Genomic DNA, 19,201 nt, shown 5'->3' on the forward strand with positions numbered 1-19,201 from the left:
TTATTTTTCAGGTTTGGGTTCGGTTTTTTTCATGCGAGAGAAAGGGTAGCCATTGCATCCCTTTTTGGGGTTCTGCCTGTCTACGTATGCAGTTTGTTCGGCTTGCTGATTGGTTTCTGCATCATAAACCGTTAGGCAAAAGCCCCAATGCCAAGGTTCCATACCGTTAAAGGTCATATAATCGATGCGGGTATACTTGTTGCCGTCGGTTTTGTTCTTTGCATCGTTTCGGGCTACCAAATATTGTTTTTCGGGGTTCCATTTGATGATGTGATACTTGATGTTGGGATGTTGCACCCATAAAGTGTCGCTAATGGTATAGCTGATGCCATAATCGTCGGCAAAAGTGCCTAGGGCAAAAGCTGGAGCCTTGATTTCCTTGTTTTGACCCAAAGCCAGTAACGGATATAAGAGGATAAACGTAAAGATATATTTCATCTGATTTTACATCGGTTTAATTTGAATTATGGAACAATAAGGGCAGTGCGGAATGGAAAAAGGCTCATGAGCTTGATTTTAAGGCCTCAACAAGCGCTTTCACTTTGTCTGGGGCGCTTTGCTCATACTGGTATTCGTCGTCAATACTGCCCATTTTTGTAGCTTCGTTGCGATATTGCATTTTACTGCCCACTTTTGCCCTTGCCGAAGAATGGAAGTTTTGCGCGCCTGTTTCTTTGCGCAGCTGTACAATGTTTTCGGCATTTACACCAGCACCGGGCATAATTTCAATCCTGCCATCGGCTTGTTTAACCAATTGCGCAATTCGTTGGGCGCCTTGTTGTGCGCTTGGACTACCGCCAGAGGTAAGCACGCGTACAATGCCTAGTTCGATCAGGTCTTCAAGCGCTCGACTTAAATCGTTGCTCATGTCGAAAGCGCGATGAAAGGCCACCGGCATAGGGGAGGCTAGCGCAATCAGTTCGGCGCAGCGTTTTTTATCGATGGCACCGTTTGCTGTTAAAATGCCCATCACTACACCATCGCAATGTAATTCCTTACACAGTTGGATATCCGCTTTCATCAGTTCGAACTCGTCGTCGCTGTACAGAAAATCTCCGCCACGCGGCCTGATGATTGGCCAGATTTCGATGTTTGGGAGCGATTTGGAAAACTTGATCTGCGCATAGCTTGGCGTGGTGCCACCCTCGGCCATGTTTTCGCACAATTCTACCCGATTGGCGCCACCAATGGCGGCCGCTTTTGCCGAGGCGAACGAATTGGCACAGATTTCTAGCTTGGGTAAATTGTTATTCGTCATCACTTACCGGGTTTAACACTCTCCAGCCGTTTGCCGTGTTGGCCACGTTTATTTTTTGGACGGATTTGCCACCATCGGCATACCAGCACACTTCGGTAATGATCCAATGCTGTTCGGTAACTTTTTCTCTGGCCGGAAAAGCGCAGGTTATGCCGTTAAAATTCGGAAAACCGTATTCGTTCATGCTGTTGATAAAGGAGGCTTCCAATACATCGGCTAACCCCTTGGTGGTTTCTTCGTCGGGCTCGATGCTCATTTTGGCCATCATCACTCTTGCCTCGGCCGTAAAATCCTTACAGGCTAATACGGCCTCCAAATCTTCTTTTTTATAGGCTTCTTCAATCGCTAAAATAGCACCTTCTGGCGTGTCGAAGCCCGGCTTAAAGTAATCAACGCCCTCGTCTATGTACAAGCCAATGCTTTGGTCGAAGTTTGGTTTCTCGCTATCCGGTATATTGTTTCTGATGGCCCTAATGGTATAACCGCCAATCAAACGGCCATGTTCAACAATCATCCAATCTGATATATGCTCACGATCTACACCGATTTTCTGGTCCATTTTTACGGTTTTTACATCAACAGGCTCGTTGCCAACGGTGCCGAAAAGATTGCCGTCTTCATCAAAGTGCGGCTCGGTAAGCCAAATGTGTTCTAAGTTGTCGCCGTCTATGATTTTTACCTTCACCGAAAAATAAGATTGATAGGATTGCGGATTTTGGAGGCTCGCGGCAAAGTACCAAAGCGTAAGCTTGGCTTTTTCTATGGCCCAATTCATGCCTTCGTCTTCATTGGCTACGCGTACCATATCTGGTTCGCCCTGACGTTCTACCACGTTCTTTTTTCCGAAAATTTTGGAGAATAAACCCATTTGTAGGTGTTTAATAGTTAGTAATAGCTTTTTCCCTTGATTACCAGGTCTTGTTTCTTGGCATCGCAAACGGCATACGTAAAGCCTTTTTGAATGGCATAAGCGCCATATTCGCCCTTTTTGTTCATGGCTAAGAAGCCCACTTGAATATTTTTGGCGGTTTCTGGTTTCTTTTTAATGATGCGCATAACGGCTTCTTTGCAGGCATCTTCTGGCGAATAACCTTGTCGCATCAACTCAACCACCAAAAACGAACCCACGTTTCTGACCACTTCTTCGCCAACGCCGGTTGAAGTAGCGCCGCCGATTTCGTTGTCAATGTAGAGGCCGGCACCAATAATCGGACTATCGCCCACACGTCCATGAAGCTTGTAGGCCATGCCACTGGTGGTACAGGCACCAGAAAGGTTGCCCTTGGCATCGAGCGCAATCATGCCGATGGTATCGTGGTTGTATTGATTGCCCGGCAGTTTTTGTGGCGAAGCTTTATCGTAAAGTTTGTTTTCGATGTTCATTACCGGCTCGTATTTGGCCTGTTTTAACCACTCTTTCCAAGCTTTTTCGCTAGCGGGCGTTAAGAGGTTTTCTTTTTTAAATCCTTGTTCCAAGGCAAATTGCAGGGCACCGTCGCCAGCCAGCATCACGTGCGGGGTTTTTTCCATCACCTTGCGGGCTACTGAAATAGGGTGCACAATATATTCAAGGGCCAGTACTGCACCGCAGTTGCCGGCTTCGTCCATGATGCAGGCATCCAAAGTTACCTTGCCGTCGCGGTCTGGCAATCCGCCATAACCAACTGATTGATTGCTTTCGTCGGCTTCCGGAACCCAAACTCCCTGTTCAACCGCATCCAAAGCCTTTCCGTTGGCGCTTAATACCTTCCAAGCCGCCGCATTGGCCGCTACGCCAAAGTCCCAGGTGGAAATGACAATGGGCTTGTTGGTTGGGGCAACTGCCGATGGAACAACATTGGCCATGCTTTTTTTGTCGATGGCCAAAAGCGCCGTAGATAGGGCACTGGCTTTGATAAACTTTCTTCGGTTAAACATATTTGGTTAGTCGGTGTTTGGTTAAGGTATAAGGGTAAAATTATCCGAATCTTTCAAGAAAGGGAATTGTCTGCGTATTTTTTCCAGATCGGGATAATTGATGCTGAAGGTGTATAGATCTTCGTCCTCGGGTTTGTAGTAAACGGTATTGCCATAAGGATCGATGCACATCGAGTGGCCGCTGTGGTAAATCTGGTTGCCATCGTGGCCTACGCGGTTTACACCGATTACATAGCTTTGGTTTTCGATGGCGCGTGCGTGGATGAGCGTACGCCAGTGCGAAGACCTCTTGTCGGGCCAACTGGCTACCAGCAGCAGGATATCGTATTCGGCATTTTTGTTGCGCAGCCATACCGGAAAACGAAGGTCGTAGCAAACTGCCAAACGGATTTTCCATCCTTTGAGTTCTACAATTAGCGGTTTTTGGCCAGCCGTATAGTTTTCGTCTTCGTCGCCCATGCCAAAAAGATGGTGTTTGTCATAATATTGGAATTCGCCATTGGGCAACATCCAGATCATTCGGTTGTAGTACTTGCCGTTTTCTTTAATAATGAGGCTTCCGGTAACCACACAGTCGTAGTTTGCCGCGGTTTTGGCGAGCCATTGCATGGTTTTGCCGTCCATTTCTTCGGCCATTTCTTCGGCCTTCATGGTAAAACCCGTACTGAACATTTCTGGAAGCACAATGAGGTCGGTTTTTTCACGCACACCGCCCGATAGGCGCAACGAAATATTCTGAAGGTTCTTGTCAATATTTTCCCAGAAGAGGTAGGCCTGGAAGACCGTCACTTTTAGGTTTGGGATGTTTAAATATTGTGGACTTTCCATTTTTATAATTTTTTTAGGGATGAAAATTATATTTTTATTAGTCTTTCAACGGCTTTTTCCAAGGTGTCTTGTTCTTTGGCAAAGCAAAACCGCAATACCTTGTTGTCGGTTCCTTTGGTGTAAAAGGCAGAAACCGGAACGCTGGCTACGCCAAAATCCTTAATTAGCCTGATGGCCATGTCGGTGTCTTTTTCTTCGCTGATCTCGGCAAAGCTTACACACTGGAAGTAGGCACCCTTACAAGGTAGTAATTTAAATCTAGTCTCATTTAACAGCTTGCGGAAGAAATCTCTTTTTTGCTGAAAAAACTGTGGCAGTTCCGTGTAAACATTTTCGCTTTTGAGGTAGTTGCCAATGGCTACCTGCATCGGGGTATTTACACTGAATACGTTAAACTGATGTACTTTTCTAAACTCGTTCATTAATTTGGCTGGAGCTAAGCAATAGCCTAATTTCCAGCCGGTAGTATGTAGTAATTTTCCAAAAGAGGCCACTACAAAGCTCCTTTCCCTCAACTCGGGGTAAAGGGCTACGCTTTGGTGCTGCTCTCCGTCAAAAACGAGGTGTTCGTACACTTCGTCGCTTAAGATCATGACGTCGGTATTCTTGGTCAGTTTGATGAGCGCTTCGATATCGGCCTTGCTTAAGATACTTCCGGTTGGGTTTTGGGGACTGTTCAGGATAATCATTTTGGTGTTGGCCGTAAACAGTTTTTTAACCATTTCCCAATCTATTTTGTAATCGGGCGCATGCAACTCGAAAGGCTTAACCAAACCTCCAAATAGCTTTACGGTTGGCGAATAGCAATCGTAGGCCGGTTCGAAGATGATAACTTCATCGCCAGGGTTGATAACAGCGGCCAATGCGGTAAAAATGGCTTGGGTGCCACCGGCTGTTATGGTAATCTCGGTATCGGGATCGTAGTTTGCTTGGTAAAAGTTTGCGGTTTTCTCGGCAATCAGCTCCCGCAAGCTCATTAAACCGGGCATTGGGGCGTATTGGTTATGGCCGTTTTTCATGGCATCGGCCACTAATTTGATCAATTTTGGATCAGCTGGGTAGTCTGGAAAACCTTGCGAGAGGTTTATGGCATTGTGTTCTTGGGCCAGTTTAGACATCACCGAAAAAATAGTGGTGCCTACTGTAGGTAGTTTAGAATTTATAAGCATCATGTACAACGAAAATAGCAATAATCTCTTTCAATATAGCCATTAACGTTAAAATGATGGGCAAATTATGGGTTGTTGACCGCGTTTGACTTGATTTGACTGTTGCCAATGAAGAGGCAGCACAGGGCAATTAGCGCAGCCATGGTCATTACGGCGGGCATAGGCCATACCGCATCGGCGGCGAATACGCTGATTAGGGCAGAAGCCAGTGCACCCAAACCCATTTGCAGGGCACCCATTAAAGCCGAAGCACTACCTGCATTTTTACTGAAAGGCGCCAAGGCCAATGCCGAAGCATTTGGATTGATAAAACCAAGGCAGGCCAAAAATAAGGCGATAAACGAAACGGTGGTGTATAAATTAAGCCAGTTGTTCAGCGCAGCCACTAAAAATAAGATGCTGACTATGGCCTGCGCCATCAAAGCCCAGTTGATAATCTGCTTGCTGGTAAACCATCTGAGTATGTAACTGTTTACTTGACTAAAGCCAATAAAAAATACTGATAGCAAGGCGAATATCCATCCATATCCTGTTTCGCTAACTTGGTAGATATCCATGAATACAATGGGCGAGGAAGATACATAGGCAAACAAACCGCTAAAGGTGATGGCACTGACCAAGGCATAGGTATAAAACGAAGGCTCTTTGATAACGACAAGGAAATTACCGATGATGGGCTTGGGTTTTAACGAATAGTTGGGGTCAGGTTTGTAGCTTTCTGGTAGTTTCCAAATGGACAATACAAGCATAACCAGCGCCATAAAACTTAGAAAAACAAATACCGAAGGCCAGCCCATGGTGGTAATGAAATAGCTTCCCGCAGTAGGTGCGAGCATGGGGGAAACCGCAATAACCAGCATGAGTGAGGCAAATACCTTCGGGCTTTCTTTTACGGTAAATAAATCCCGTACCATGGCTACAGAAGCTACTGCTGTGGCGCAGCTGCCCATGGCCTGCACAAAGCGCAAAACAATCAACTGGTCTATCGAAGTTACAAACAAACAACCCAACGAAGAGGTGATGTATAGCACAAGTCCGAAATAAAGCGGTTTTTTCCGTCCAAACTTATCTAAAAGTGGACCGTACAGTAGTTGTCCGGCCGAAATGCCGATGAAAAAACTGGAAAGCGACAGCGACACATTGGCTACATCGGTGTGTAAATCTTTGGCTATGGCCTTAAAGCCCGGTAAGTACATGTCGATAGAAAAAGGACCGAGCGCAGCCAGCAAACCCAAAATGAAAATAAGCAGGAATTTCGATTTAGCCATAGGGTGATTTTAAGAGGAGGCAAAGATGGGCATTAGAAAAAAAAGTGCCGTCTAAATCATGTCAAAATTAGACTTAATTCCTTCATGGTTCAACTAGCGACCACCTTAGACACCTCAGATGGGCTAAGGTCCATTAGCCACAAGGTGCAAAACATATTAAATTTTTCAACTTGAAGCCATAGGATTAATGGTTTCTATAACCACTAAGTTTGATTAGGCATACACAGATATAAGATTTTAATTATCAGCTTTACAGGACAATCTTAATTCCTTCATGTTTCAATTTCTGGACCACCTGAGACACCTCAGATAGGCTAAGGGCCCAACACTATACGCTCAACGCTATACTCAATACGCTTTAAATTGTGACAATGCAACAGGAAGCAAAATTTCGTTTATCTCAAAATAATTGTATTTTAGCATTCATGACTTTTAAAACCAAAGAAAGCCGTTTGCTTCTCGTTCTGGGGGCATTTTTTGTGGCTAATGCCATTTTATCAGAGTTTATTGGAGTAAAGATTTTTTCGGTAGAAGGCACGTTGGGAATCAAGAAATTCGATATCAATTTATTTGGTGTACCCAATCTCTCCTTCAACATGTCGGCAGGGGTTTTAACCTGGCCCATCATCTTCATCATGACCGATATCATCAATGAATATTTCGGGGTAAAACAGGTGCGCTTTCTTTCCATACTCACTTGCATCCTTATTGCCTTTGCCTTTTTTGTGGCTTGGGCCTCTATGCAGCTTAGTCCGTCTGATTTTTGGATCAACCAGGATGTAAATGGCCATAACCTGAACATGGTTGATGCCTTCGACAATATTTTTGGCCAGGGCATGTGGATTATCGTTGGGTCGCTCATTGCCTTCTTAATTGGGCAGATGGCCGATGTAATCATCTTTCATCGCATAAAAAAGGTTACCGGCGAACGTGCTTTGTGGCTTCGGGCTACCGGTTCTACGGTGGTTTCGCAGCTGATTGACAGCTTTGTGGTTATTTTTATTGCCTTTTACCTTAACCCCAAGTACCATTGGAGCTGGCAGATGGTAGCTGCCATTGGTTTGGTAGGATATATTTACAAATTTATCGTGGCCTTGCTCATGACGCCTATCCTGTACCTCGTACATGGCATCATAGATGGTTATTTAGGCAAGGATTTGGCCCATCGCATGATCAAGATGGCCGGAAGGGGCTAAATATGGAAAACAATACCTGGCTGGCGCTGACGTTTATACGTAACACGGTAATGGCTTTTCCGGGTGTTACCGAACAGCTTTGCTTTGAAACGCCGGCCTTCTATGTAAACAAGCATATTTTTGCCAGGCTTAAAGAAGATGGTGAAAACCTGGTGGTACATACGGTAGAACGGGAAAAATGGATGCAAAAAGATCCGCAGACTTTCTTTATTACAGACCACTATGTCAATTATAAATACATGTTGGTGAATTTGGAAAGGGTAGACCCCGACGACCTTAAAACCCTGCTGTTAACGGCCTGGAAAAACAGGGCACCCAAAAAATTGTTGAATGAATTATAATTGATCTATGTACTTCTACCTTTTGTACTTTGCCGTGGCCAGCAAAGAATTTACTGAAGCCGATTTTGAGGAATTATTGGAACAAGCCAGATCGAGAAACGCTTTTTTAGACATTACCGGCAAGCTTTTGCATTGCGAAGGCACTTTTATACAATTGCTGGAAGGCAACAAAGCCGCTGTTAAAGAAGTTTATGAATCTATTGTTAAAGACCAACGCTTGATAGCCATCAAAACCATGGCAACAGGACATGCCGAAGAACGTTATTACAGCAATTGGAGCATGGATTTTAAGGAAGTGAGCCTAGCAGAACTCAATAAGTTGGAAAACTGCGCCCATGAAGACGTAGCCGCCTATATTAAAAACGCTTCTGCGGTAAAGCTGCTCAAGCTGTTGGCCAAGGCATAAAATGTGCTATTTTTTGTCAGTATTTGTTGGTTCGAGCTAAATAAGTTAAATTCTGCTTTAAATTGAGCAACCATGAAAGTTGATTATATCGCCTTGTCTGTACCGGTCTTTTTTCTGCTGATTGGCGTAGAGCTGGGCTATTCGTTTTATAAAAAACTGGGCTATTACCGGCTTAACGATTCGATTGCCAACCTGAGCCAGGGCATCGGGCAACAGGTGACGGGCCTTTTCATGAAAACAGCACTGTTTTTTGGCTACAAATATATTTTTGAGCATTGGCGACTGTTCGATCTGCCCAATACCATTTGGGTTTGGATCATCCTTTTTATCGGGGTCGATTTCTTTTATTACTGGTTTCATCGCATGAGCCATCAGGTTAATGCCTTGTGGGCGGCGCACATCGTGCATCACCAGTCTGAAGAATACAATCTTACCGTAGCCTTGCGCCAGTCGTGGTTTCAAGGCTGGTTTTCGTGGGTGTTTTATTTGCCTTTGGCCTTAATTGGCTTTGACCCGCTGATGTTCTTAACCTTGAGTGCCTTTAATACGCTCTATCAGTTCTGGATCCACACCAGGGCCATTAAAAACATGGGTTTTTTGGAGCATATCATCAATACGCCTTCGCATCATCGGGTGCACCATGGCTCCAATCCCAAGTATATCGACAAAAACCATGCGGGTTCGCTCATCATTTGGGATAAGATGTTCGGCACCTTCCAGCGGGAAGAAGAAGAGGTTTATTATGGCATTACCAAGCCCTTGGCCAGTTGGAACCCTGTTTGGGCTAATGTGCATTATTGGGCAGAGCTGATTGATACCGCACGCAAAACCGATGAGTTTGCTGATAAAATAAGGGTTTTTATCAAACCTCCGGGCTGGTTTCCGCTTGCTTTGGGTGGCTTTAAGCCGGCTCCCGAAATAGATGTGCTCCACTACAAAAAATACGATGCCTATTACAGCAAGGCTTTGGTAGGCTATGTCTTGTTTCAGTTTGTGGTAGCTTTGGCCGTTGGGTCTATGCTGCTGTTTTTATATCCCAAAATGACCGGCGAAACTGTTGTAATAGCCGCTGTTTTTACCCTTTTTACGCTCTTAAGTTGCGGCGCGCTGCTAGAAGGCAAGGCCTGGCTCAAGTATTTCGAATTTATTCGCCTCATTGTAAGCCTCCTTGGGCTCTACCTGTTTAAGGATATGGCTATTTTTAATACTTTAGCCATTGTTTTTACGCTAGTTCAAGCAGGTTCATTCACTTGGTTCTGCTTTATACAAAACAAAATCATACATGCTAAAGAAACATCTACAATTTAATTTTGCCTTTGTTATTATCTTTATTGTCCAACTTTTGGTAGAATCTGATCCGGTTACTTCTAAATTGGTTTTGTTGGATTTTCATTATTTGGTAAAGCCGCTCATTACCATTTCGCTAATGTTGTTTCTGGTTTACCACACCCAGCTTAAGGGCCGTTTTGCCAAACGTGTATTTGGCGGTTTGTTGTTTGGGCTGTTCGGCGATTGCTTTTTGATGTTCCAAACGGCTCATCCCTCATTCTTTTTGTTAGGATTGGCTTCTTTCCTTATTGGCCATCTGCTATACATTATGGCATTTTACCTCGATTATATTTGGAATTCTCGCATCCAGAAGGGCTATACGCGCTGGGCACTGGCTATTTTTGGTGTATTCTGCATCGTGTTTTATATTTATCTGCGCCCTTATTTGGCCGAAATGAAAATACCGGTCATGGTTTATGCCTTTGTGATTTCGCTGATGGGCATTATGGCGGCCAACCGCAAAGGCAGGGTAAACACCTTGAGTTTCGAGCTGGTGATGTGGGGTGCCGTACTGTTTATTATTTCGGATGCGATATTGGCCTATAACCGTTTCGTGCTTCCTTTCGAAACTTCTGGCCTTTGGATCATGTCTACCTACATGCTGGCGCAATACCTCATTACAATGGGCGCCGTAGAGCGTAAGATGAAGAAGAAATCGGCGATGTAGCGTTTAGCAATCAGTGTTTTTCCTTGTCTAATATGGTGAAAACCTGCACTAGGCGTTCTCCCTTTTCGTCTACCAACGTAAGTGTATGTTTTCCAGGAGTAGGATTTAGGGCCATTTGATGGAAAGATTGGGTGCTGCCGATGTAGTTCTCGTCGATGTGCCAATAGATTTTTGTTTTTGGATTGCGATGGGCCACATTGAAAATAACCTTGCCTCGGGTGCCATCCAGTTCAACCGGAATATAGACCACCGCATTATTTTTGGGATAAATCATATCCATGGGCAACTGATTGCTTGGCTCGTCGCAACCGGGTTTAAAGGGAGGCAAGGGCTTGTAGTCGCTATTTTTGATCTTGTAGTAATATTCCATGGCCGGAGGCAATACAAACCATTTTACGTGTTGCATTTTTGCCGGACTTTCGCATTTGTCGGTTACACGGTAAGTACCAGTTGCATCGAGGTGAACAAGTTGATGATAAGGGCATAGCCTGGTTTTTTCTCCAGCAAAAGGTACCAATTCGCTTATCTTTTCGGGACAGTTTTCGCCGGCCTTAAAGCCACTTAGCTTGCATACGGTAATTTTCTTGAGCTTGGTTTTGGGCGTTTGAAACCAATTGGCATTGGGCAAGAGCCTAAAAATATCGAAAAGAACAGGGGCGGCCGCTTCAATACCCATTAAACCCGGTCTACCTTCGCCATCGGCATTGCCTACCCATACGCAAACCACATAATCTGGATTTAAGCCAACAGCCCAAGCGTCACGAAAGCCAAAACTGGTTCCCGTTTTCCAGGCTATCCTTTGCGATGAGGAGAACTGCTCCCACAAACCTTCGTCGCCAGGGCGCATCACTTCTTCCATGGCATTAAAAGTTGCCCAAATGGCACCATGGTCTAGCACAGAATTGGGTTCCAGTTCCTTCTTGGTGCTTGTTTGCTCCTTGTTTTTAACATAGGAAGGTGCATCATAGTCGTGCGGATTGTACCGGCCTTGGTATTCGTTAAAATGATTAAGCGTACGGGCCATGCCCATATAGCTGCTGGCCAAATCCCATAGGGTAACTTCGCTGCCTCCCAAAATAAGCGATAAGCCATAATGGTCGGCCGGTTTGTTGAGCGTACTAAAATGTAGTTTTTTAAGCTGGTCGTAAAAGCGCTCGTACTTGTATTGCTGCAGCATTTTTACTGCCGGAATATTGAGCGACCTGCTTAGGGCCTTGTCGGCTGCAATGGCACCATCATAGCCTAAATCGTAGTTTTGTGGGGTGTAGCCTGCAATTTGCGTCGGGATATCGGCCACCAGCGAATGAGGCAACAGCAAACCGTCGCTCAGCATGCTGGCGTAAAGCAGGGGCTTGAGCGTGCTTCCCGGACTTCGAGGCGCTTTGATCATATCGACATGGCTTTCGAGTTCCTTGTTTTCGGGCTGATAGTTGTTGCCCACATAACTGACTACCTTGGCATTTTTTACGTCGAGCACCAAAGCGGCTATGTTATTGATGCCGTTGGCTTTGTATCTGTTGTTGTATCTTTTAAGTAGTTCGTTTACTTTAAGTTGTAAATCGTAATTTAAAGTTGAACTTAATTTGGTAGAAGGCAAAGCCAATGCTCTTCTTTCCTCCTTAAAACGGTTAAGCAGGTGTGGTGCATACTGTGGTAAAGGCAGGGGCTGCGTAGGGATGGGCTCGGCTTTGGAAAGATTGGCCGTAGCCTGATCAATGTACTGTAGGGTTGCCAATTTATCCAGCAAGTCGTTTCTTTTTTTGATGAGCTTGTGAGCGTTTTTGCCAGGGCGTACCAACGATGGACTATTGGGCAGCACGGCCAAAGTGGCCATTTCGCCCCAGGAGAGGTTTTTTGCTTTTCGGCCATAATATCGCCAGCTGGCAGCTTCCAAGCCAACCACATTGCTGCCAAAAGGGGCGTTGGCGGCGTAGAGGCCCAATATCTCTTTTTTAGAATGGCCGAGTTCCAAACGCATGGCCAAATACATTTCAATCAGTTTCTGCCAAATGCTACGGTTTTGTTTGCGCGATAAACGGATTACCTGCATGCTAATGGTACTGCCACCACTGACTACACTGCCCGATTGCAGGTTTTGTTTCATGGCACGGCCCATAGCCACTGGATCTACGCCAAAATGCATCAAAAAGCGCTGATCTTCGAAAGCGGTTAGGCATTTTGCAAATTTATCAGGCACCGAATCAGCCACCGGAAAACGCCATTGTCCATCGCTTGCAATCGCCGCACTGAGCAGTTCGCCGTTGCTGGCTTCTACTACATAAGAGGTAGGACTTTTGAACAACTGCTTGGGCCAAGCCAACAGAAAAACCAGTACCCCTAAAAGGCAAATGCTATCGCTAACTAGAAATGCTTTGGGTATTCTGATCATTTTTTATAGGCAAGCAGGGTAACATTTTGCGGTAACGCTTGATGTATATAAAAATCAAGGTTATGGAAAAGATTGTTACTTTTTTAAGATTTGCAGCAGGGTTTATTCGTTTTTTGATGATTAATATTTGGCCGAGGCTCTAGGTGTTAGTCTGGAGTCATCAATCAATAGTCCACAGTCAACTTATCCGAACCATGGGCTATCGACTGTGGACTAAAAGACTACTTAACCACCTGCACCCATTTGCCGGCTACCGTAGCGCTGATGTTGTTGTTGTACATCGCTTCGCATTGTACGGCCGACAGGTAGTATTTGCCCAAATATGAAGCATTGAGCAATACTTTGTAGGTGAGGGTTTCGTTTTCTCGGAGGTTGAAATAGGTAAATACCCGATCATCCCTGATATCGCGGTAGGTATATGGCGACGAAGCCAGCATACTTTCGTTGTCGTTTAGGCGGGTATTGATAATTTCCCATCCTGATGGGAAAATCTGCGTCAGTGCCATTTGTTCGTAATAGCCCATTTTGCCTGGGTTCTTGATGGTTACTTCGGCATAAAAATCGGTTCCCTGTTTCAGTACACTTGGATCAAGGGTTTGGCCTCTCAAGGTTTTGTAGCTTACTGATAAGCCCAAGGCATCGGGATTGTTAGGCAGGAAGCTATTTTGACCCGCCGCAGGTTGTCCTTGCAGCACCAAACGCACAAACAACACGTTGTTGCCAGTATTGGTAATGCTGACATTGTTGTTTTTAAAGCCCAGCTGACTACTGTTCAGGTATTGTTCGCTGTTTACGTTTCCATTTTGACCATCGATTACAAAATTGTACTGCAGTTTGTTAGAACTGCTGTTTTGTCCGCAGAATTTGGCAATGGCCAATAGGCTGTAGGCCGTGGTTTGCGTACTGTACCAGGTATCTTTGCCCAAACGAGCTGCAACGCTTTGCAACAATTGGCCGGCTTTGGCTTTTTGGCCCATCAGGGTCAGCGTTTCCATAATCATGGCCTCATCCCTCAATTCAGAGCCGTAGGTGCCACCCAATTGGTTGTAAGGCTCTACGGTTAAAGCCAAACCTTTAACTAGGGCATTGGCTGCAGCGCTTTGACCCGCCAGTTGGTAAGCGACGGCCAATCGCCATTTGGCACTTACCGATAGGTATTCGAAAGCTCTTAACCTGTTCATGGCGGCCATTTCTGGTTTTTTGGCCAAAGCCAATACGTATAAACGATAGGCTTGGCTCAAATCGCCACCATAAAAATTGTTGCTGTTAGGCACCCAGTTATTGGCTTTGCTTTTTTGGTAACGGATCAATTCGTCGATCAGGCCAACGGGTAGGGTGTAACCAGCGTTTTGGGCTTCTACCAAGAAATGTCCGGCATAATTGGTTCCCCATTCGTCGGCCGAACCTTCGCCTGGCCAGTAGCTTAAGCCACCTTCTGTGGTTTGGAAACCTTTTAGGCGGTTAATTCCCGATTTGATGTTTCGTTCAACCTCGGCTTTCTTCTGGTTGCTCAATGGCGTGAGCTTATCGAGCATGAGTTGTGGGAAAACACCCGAAGTGGTCTGTTCTACGCAACCATGCGGATATTGGATCAAATAACCCAATCGTTTGTTCAGGTTGATTGGCGGAATAGAGGATACTTCAACCGTGCCCGAGTTGGTGCCCGCCATGCCGATTGGACTATAAGCAGTTTTCCAGGTTTGTTTAGGCTGCAAGGTAGCCGCAATGACATTGCTTACATAAGGATTTGGATTACGTACATCCATTTCTACTTCATAAACGGTCTTTTCGGCACCGCTTTGTGCTACGATTTTCACTTTGGCTACACCAACGGCATCCGGAGCGGTTACCTGAAAATAGGTCATTTGTTCGCCAGCCTGTTTAAAGCTTAGCTGTTGCGTTTTAGCACCACTCACCAGCAATTGTCCGCTTTGAAGCGCCACGCTTACATTTTTGAGGTTATTGTTGGTGGCAAAAATGTTTACTGGCAACGTAAAACTTTCGCCTGGACCAATTACCCTTGGCAGCGTGGCCAAGACCATTAAAGGTTTTTTCACCTCGACGCTCTTCTCTGCATAGCCATAAGCCCCATCTTGAGCCGCAATAACCATGGCCCTAACGGCACCGATGTATTGTGGGAGGGTAAACTTATGGGTTTTGCTTTCGCCTTTGCCGAGTTTGTATGGTCCCATAAATTTAACTACAGGTTTAAAACGGTTGGCTTTTGCAGGATTAAGGTTCCTGTTTACGCTGCCGTCGCCACCAATGCTCAAGATGCGTTCCAAATTGCCTCCCCAGGCACCCAATACTTGATCAAACAAATCCCATGTTTTAACGCCCAGGCCTTCTCTGGCATAAAAAATACTATGCGGATCTGGCGTTTTAAAACGGGTGAGGTCTAGCAGGCCTTCATCAACCAAAGCGATGGTATAGGTCATTGCTTTTCCTTTTTCTTCGGCAATGGTTATGCTGCTTTCTACCTCTGGTTTTAGGGTAGAAGGCATTTTGATGACCGGTTTCAGTATAGTTTCTGGATCTTCAATGCTCAATGGAATAGCACCGTACATCCTGATCGGCAGATCGTTTAAGGTTTGCGCATGTGGCTGCAGGAGGGTTACATTGGCGAAAACATTAGGCGCCATATTCTTTTCGGCCTTGAACTTGAATTGGGTTTGGCCTTTTTGCGTATCAATCCAATAGGTTTTAAGCACGCGGCTGCCGTTTTCAATCGAAATCAAGGCACGGCCATTTTCTCCGGTAGGGATGGTAAGCACCACGTCTTCACCTACATTAAATTTCTCTTTATTGGCCGTAAACGAAAGCATAGAAGCCTCGGTAGGGTTGTTGGCCTGCTCGCGTTGTGCCCATCCCGGCCAATCTACGTAAACGGATTTGCCGGTAGTATGGCCTCCAAAACCATCGCGCACCAAAATGAGGTAACGTCCCCACTCGGGTTCGTTGATGCGCAGGGTCCAAGAGCCCTTGCCATTGTAGAGCATAACCGATTGCTTTTGAACCAGTTTGTTGTATTGATTTTGCGTAAAATTGGCATAGCTTTCCTGATTGTCTTGTTCCCACCACCAACGCCATTGCACTTTGTACAGTTCTACTTCAACGGTTTTGCTACCAGTCATTAAACGGCCATTGCGGTCAACATTTACCAGTTCTATTTGATGGTCTTGGCCCGTAACCAGCATGCCGCTCAGTCGATCGCCTTTTGGTGTTTTCACGCCCAAATAGTTGTCGTAAACATGGTAAGGGATGCTGAAATTGTCTATACTGAAGTTACCACCCGGTTCAAATACTTTGGTGGTAAAATTAGCCCTTAACATGCCTGGAGCAGTATTATTTTCGCTTAAGTTGGTATTAACGGTAGCCATGCCATTGGCATTGAGCGTACCTTCGAAAATGGTTTTGACCTGCAATTGGAAGTTAATGGTCGGATTATCAAAGCTGTAATCGTCAAAACCCTTAAACTTGGTCTGCATGGTATTCAGGTTCACATCTACCTTGGCTTTGAGGTTTTGGGCTGGTGTACCAAAAAGCCATTTAGCCGAAAGGGTAGTGGCCGATGAGGCTCCATTGCCCAAATAGGTTTTGCCACCCAAATCGAAATTGATTTTTAAGCGGTTGGGCATAATGGTTTCAATCTTGATGGTTTTTGAGAAAGAAGCGCCCCCAACTTTAACTTTTGCCAGCCAATTGCCTGTTGGCGCCGTACTTTCCGTAGCTGTTTTAAAGGTATAGAAACCGTTCAGGGCCTGCGCGCTTACCATTTTTTTGGCCAGCTGGCCTTTCGGATTGTAAAACTCGAAGGTAACCGGATAATTTTCGGGCAGTTTTTTCAGCTTGTCTTCCAAGATAAAGGATAGGTAAAGGCTATCGCCCGGACGCCAAACGCCCCGCTCTCCGTAAATAAAGCCTTTGATGCCTTCCTGCACTACATCGCCACCTACATCAAAACGGCTCAAAGGCAGCGAATTGCCATCATCAAGCTTTAAATAGCCTCTTTCTTTTCCATTTTTGGCAATCAAGAGGAAAGGCTTGCGTTTGAGGTCGAAGCTGGCCCAGCCGTCGCCGTCAGTTTTTACTGTAGTGAGTACCTGTCTTTGGTAATCCAATAATTCGATATCAACACCACTTAGAGGCTTTGCCGTAAGCAGGTCGGTGGCCACCACCAACATGCTGTTGTCGTTGCCACGTTTGGCAATCAAGCCAATATTCGAAGCCAAAAGGTTTCTGCTGGCCCAGCGTTCGTTGGTATAATAAGAAGGCGTGCAGGGATTGTTGCGGTCGTCCCAACGGTAGTGATTTGGGTAGTAGCTGTTGTAGCGCTCCCAAAATTCGTCGTCTTCATCTATTTTCTCGCCATAGCTGCCATAGTCTTCATCGCTTTCATCGCCATCGGTGGCCTTGGTTTCGTCGGCCTTACAGTCGTAAACGTTGTAAGCCTGCCTAAAGCCAATGGTTACGCGGTACATGGCGCCCGGCTCGGTTCTGATGAGCTTATCGAGATCGAGTGTAAAACGTGTTTTTTTGTGCAGGTTGATGGCTTTGTCTTCGTCTAGTCGGATGGTTTTTTGAACCACGGGTTTCGCTACGCGACGTAATTCATTGCCTTCCTTGTAATTGTTGACCTGGAAAAACTGCGGAATATTATCTTCATAAATCTTGATAATGGTTACATCAACCGCTTTAAGGTTAACCGCTTCGAAAGGCAATACCAATTTGCCCGAGTTTGGCAATATGGTTCCGGTACCCGCAATAGTAACCGAAGGCTGTTTGTTTTCGAAAATGATATTGGCCGTTTTTGCGCTTTGCAGCGTTTTGCCTTCAATATTGGTGATGCCCGCATTGACCGTGACGTTGTAATTGCCCTGTAGTTCGTCGGGTGCATAAACTTTAATCTGACTGCCGTCTATGGTAAAGCGAAGGTCTTGCAAGGCTCCCAAAGTAATCAATCCGTTGAGGTCTTGACCCACGTTTACCGGTTCGGCACATTGGATCAAGGCATAATCTTCAGCACCCTGAATGGCTTTGATATCGAGTACCTTGAAAACGTTTTTGGCTGGCACCACGATTTTTTCTTCGCCTTTGTTATCTGAAGCGCCAATGGCATCGCCGTTCCATTTGAGCAGGAGTGCCTGTTCGTTGCCTCCTTTTTTGATGCTGTCGATGGTAAAGGTAGAGAAGTGCTTTTCTGAATTATGTTGCCATTTTATTTTGAGTTTTTGGGCAAAATCAACGTTCAAGGCCTTTTCTATGCTTTGCTGCTCTTCTACATCGGCGGTATTTACCTCGCCACTCAGTTTCATGTAGGCCAAAGAGGTATTGTTTTGCGATACCAAGCCATTTTGGCTCAAGCTAAGTCCAGGTTTGATGACCTTAAAGTCGAAATCAAACTCTTCGAGGCCTTTTTCGGTTGTGGTAATTTTATCGAGATGTAAGGTTGCCTCGTATTTTTGGTCGGGCTTAAGTGCTTCGGTAGGCCTAAACTCGATGGTTTGGGCGTCAATCCAATAGGTTTTTCCCTTAATGCTCGGCGAAAAATCGACCAATTCACGCTCGTCGGGCTTGCCTAGATCGCTCAGGTTTTTTACGGCGCTGGCCAAATGGACACGAATAAAGCTCTTTTTAGAAATGGTACCCGAAGTATAGGATTCGATGTACTTGGCATAGGCTTGGTTGTCCTGATGTTTTTTCTTTTTAAAGATCAAAAAGGCTGCTGCGGCTACAATGGCCACCAGCACACCAATAAGGATATACTTTTTTGAGGTTGAAGCGATGGGTTTTCCGGTATTTTCCATACAATAAATTGTGGGTGATGTATGAAAATTAGCGAAAAAGCTTTGTAGCGAAGAATTTATTTATCAACGATTCTTTTCAGTTCGTAGTTTACAGTCAATAGTTTTCAGTTCTGACTACAAAGAATAAAAATAGCTTCTACTTTCGAAGTTTTTAAAATTTCGAAAGCGGAGCGCATCAATTACTTGATCATGACCCCGGGTTTGTTGAGTAGGGGAATGCGGATGAGGTTATTGTCGATAATGCTTTCGGGAAGGAAGATGAACTTTTTATCAAAAATATCTTTTCCGATGTAATAGCTGAGCCAGTATTCGTTGGTTAAGCCAAACACGGCTGGATCTATGGCTTCAACCGCGGCGTACGACTGAGGGGCCAAATCGCCAACAAAATGCCTTAATAATGATGTTTTTACCTGTTTGCCATCTTTCTCGCCATACCCTTTAGAGGTAATGAGGACGTTGGTAATGGGCTCTTTTTTGAAATTGACCAAATACACGTTCCAGTTCTTTACCTCTGGTGTTTCGCTCATCAGCACTACCGCAATGGCTACGTCTTCTACAATATTTTCTGGCAGGTCCTTTTTCAAAATTGTAATGTTTAAAAGTTGGAATGTTAAATTATCCAACCT

General features: G+C 45.2%; 15 protein-coding genes. 5 read left to right on the top strand and 10 right to left on the bottom strand.

The window, feature by feature from the left end:
- From VRU48_RS03495 to VRU48_RS03525, 7 genes are all read right to left on the bottom strand, one after another.
- On the bottom strand, positions 1-438 hold the full coding sequence (locus tag VRU48_RS03495) for a hypothetical protein (RefSeq protein ID WP_330106534.1): 438 nt from the start codon (positions 436-438) through the stop codon (positions 1-3).
- 64 nt (positions 439-502) lie between these two features.
- Entirely contained in the window at positions 503-1,258 is a 756-nt protein-coding gene (locus tag VRU48_RS03500) for a copper homeostasis protein CutC (RefSeq protein ID WP_330106535.1), read from the bottom strand.
- Positions 1,248-2,126, bottom strand: a complete 879-nt coding sequence (locus VRU48_RS03505) for a YegJ family protein (protein WP_330106536.1) — start codon at positions 2,124-2,126, stop codon at positions 1,248-1,250. The genes VRU48_RS03500 and VRU48_RS03505 overlap by 11 nt, the downstream gene beginning before the upstream one ends.
- Before the next feature lie 17 nt (positions 2,127-2,143).
- On the bottom strand, positions 2,144-3,175 hold the full coding sequence (locus tag VRU48_RS03510; RefSeq protein ID WP_330106537.1) for a glycosylasparaginase: 1,032 nt from the start codon (positions 3,173-3,175) through the stop codon (positions 2,144-2,146).
- Between the two features lie 21 nt (positions 3,176-3,196).
- Entirely contained in the window at positions 3,197-4,003 is an 807-nt protein-coding gene (locus VRU48_RS03515) for a nitrilase family protein (RefSeq protein WP_330106538.1), read from the bottom strand.
- A 26-nt stretch (positions 4,004-4,029) separates the two neighbouring features.
- Positions 4,030-5,175 carry a methionine aminotransferase gene (locus tag VRU48_RS03520; protein ID WP_330106539.1) on the bottom strand — a complete coding sequence of 382 codons (1,146 nt, stop codon included), beginning with the start codon at positions 5,173-5,175 and terminating at the stop codon, positions 4,030-4,032.
- A gap of 62 nt (positions 5,176-5,237) precedes the next feature.
- The gene (locus VRU48_RS03525) at positions 5,238-6,440 is read right to left on the bottom strand and encodes a multidrug effflux MFS transporter (RefSeq protein ID WP_330106540.1); all 1,203 of its coding nucleotides are present in this window, start codon (positions 6,438-6,440) and stop codon (positions 5,238-5,240) included.
- A 425-nt stretch (positions 6,441-6,865) separates the two neighbouring features.
- Between VRU48_RS03525 and VRU48_RS03530 the strand changes: the two genes are divergently transcribed.
- The 5 genes from VRU48_RS03530 (at position 6,866) to VRU48_RS03550 (ending at position 10,379) form a co-directional block, all read left to right on the top strand.
- Complete coding sequence (locus tag VRU48_RS03530; RefSeq protein ID WP_199140284.1) at positions 6,866-7,636, top strand: queuosine precursor transporter; 771 nt, start codon at positions 6,866-6,868, stop codon at positions 7,634-7,636.
- 2 nt (positions 7,637-7,638) lie between these two features.
- Complete coding sequence (locus tag VRU48_RS03535) at positions 7,639-7,977, top strand: MmcQ/YjbR family DNA-binding protein (RefSeq protein ID WP_330106541.1); 339 nt, start codon at positions 7,639-7,641, stop codon at positions 7,975-7,977.
- A 7-nt stretch (positions 7,978-7,984) separates the two neighbouring features.
- Entirely contained in the window at positions 7,985-8,383 is a 399-nt protein-coding gene (locus VRU48_RS03540; RefSeq protein ID WP_330106542.1) for a BLUF domain-containing protein, read from the top strand.
- Between the two features lie 72 nt (positions 8,384-8,455).
- The gene (locus tag VRU48_RS03545) at positions 8,456-9,691 is read left to right on the top strand and encodes a sterol desaturase family protein (protein ID WP_330106543.1); all 1,236 of its coding nucleotides are present in this window, start codon (positions 8,456-8,458) and stop codon (positions 9,689-9,691) included.
- The gene (locus VRU48_RS03550) at positions 9,666-10,379 is read left to right on the top strand and encodes a lysoplasmalogenase (RefSeq protein WP_330106544.1); all 714 of its coding nucleotides are present in this window, start codon (positions 9,666-9,668) and stop codon (positions 10,377-10,379) included. Before VRU48_RS03545 ends, VRU48_RS03550 begins: the two co-directional genes overlap by 26 nt.
- A 10-nt stretch (positions 10,380-10,389) precedes the next feature.
- Here VRU48_RS03550 and pbpC read toward each other — a convergent pair whose 3' ends face one another.
- From pbpC to VRU48_RS03565, 3 genes are all read right to left on the bottom strand, one after another.
- Positions 10,390-12,768, bottom strand: coding sequence for a penicillin-binding protein 1C (pbpC, locus tag VRU48_RS03555; RefSeq protein WP_330106545.1), 2,379 nt, complete (start codon positions 12,766-12,768; stop codon positions 10,390-10,392).
- A 221-nt stretch (positions 12,769-12,989) separates the two neighbouring features.
- Entirely contained in the window at positions 12,990-18,575 is a 5,586-nt protein-coding gene (locus VRU48_RS03560) for an alpha-2-macroglobulin family protein (RefSeq protein ID WP_330106546.1), read from the bottom strand.
- Between the two features lie 179 nt (positions 18,576-18,754).
- Entirely contained in the window at positions 18,755-19,159 is a 405-nt protein-coding gene (locus tag VRU48_RS03565) for a hypothetical protein (protein ID WP_330106547.1), read from the bottom strand.
- Positions 19,160-19,201: the final 42 nt, after the last annotated feature.

Origin of the sequence: Pedobacter albus, from assembly GCF_036324255.1 — a bacterium.
GTDB lineage: Bacteria > Bacteroidota > Bacteroidia > Sphingobacteriales > Sphingobacteriaceae > Pedobacter > Pedobacter albus.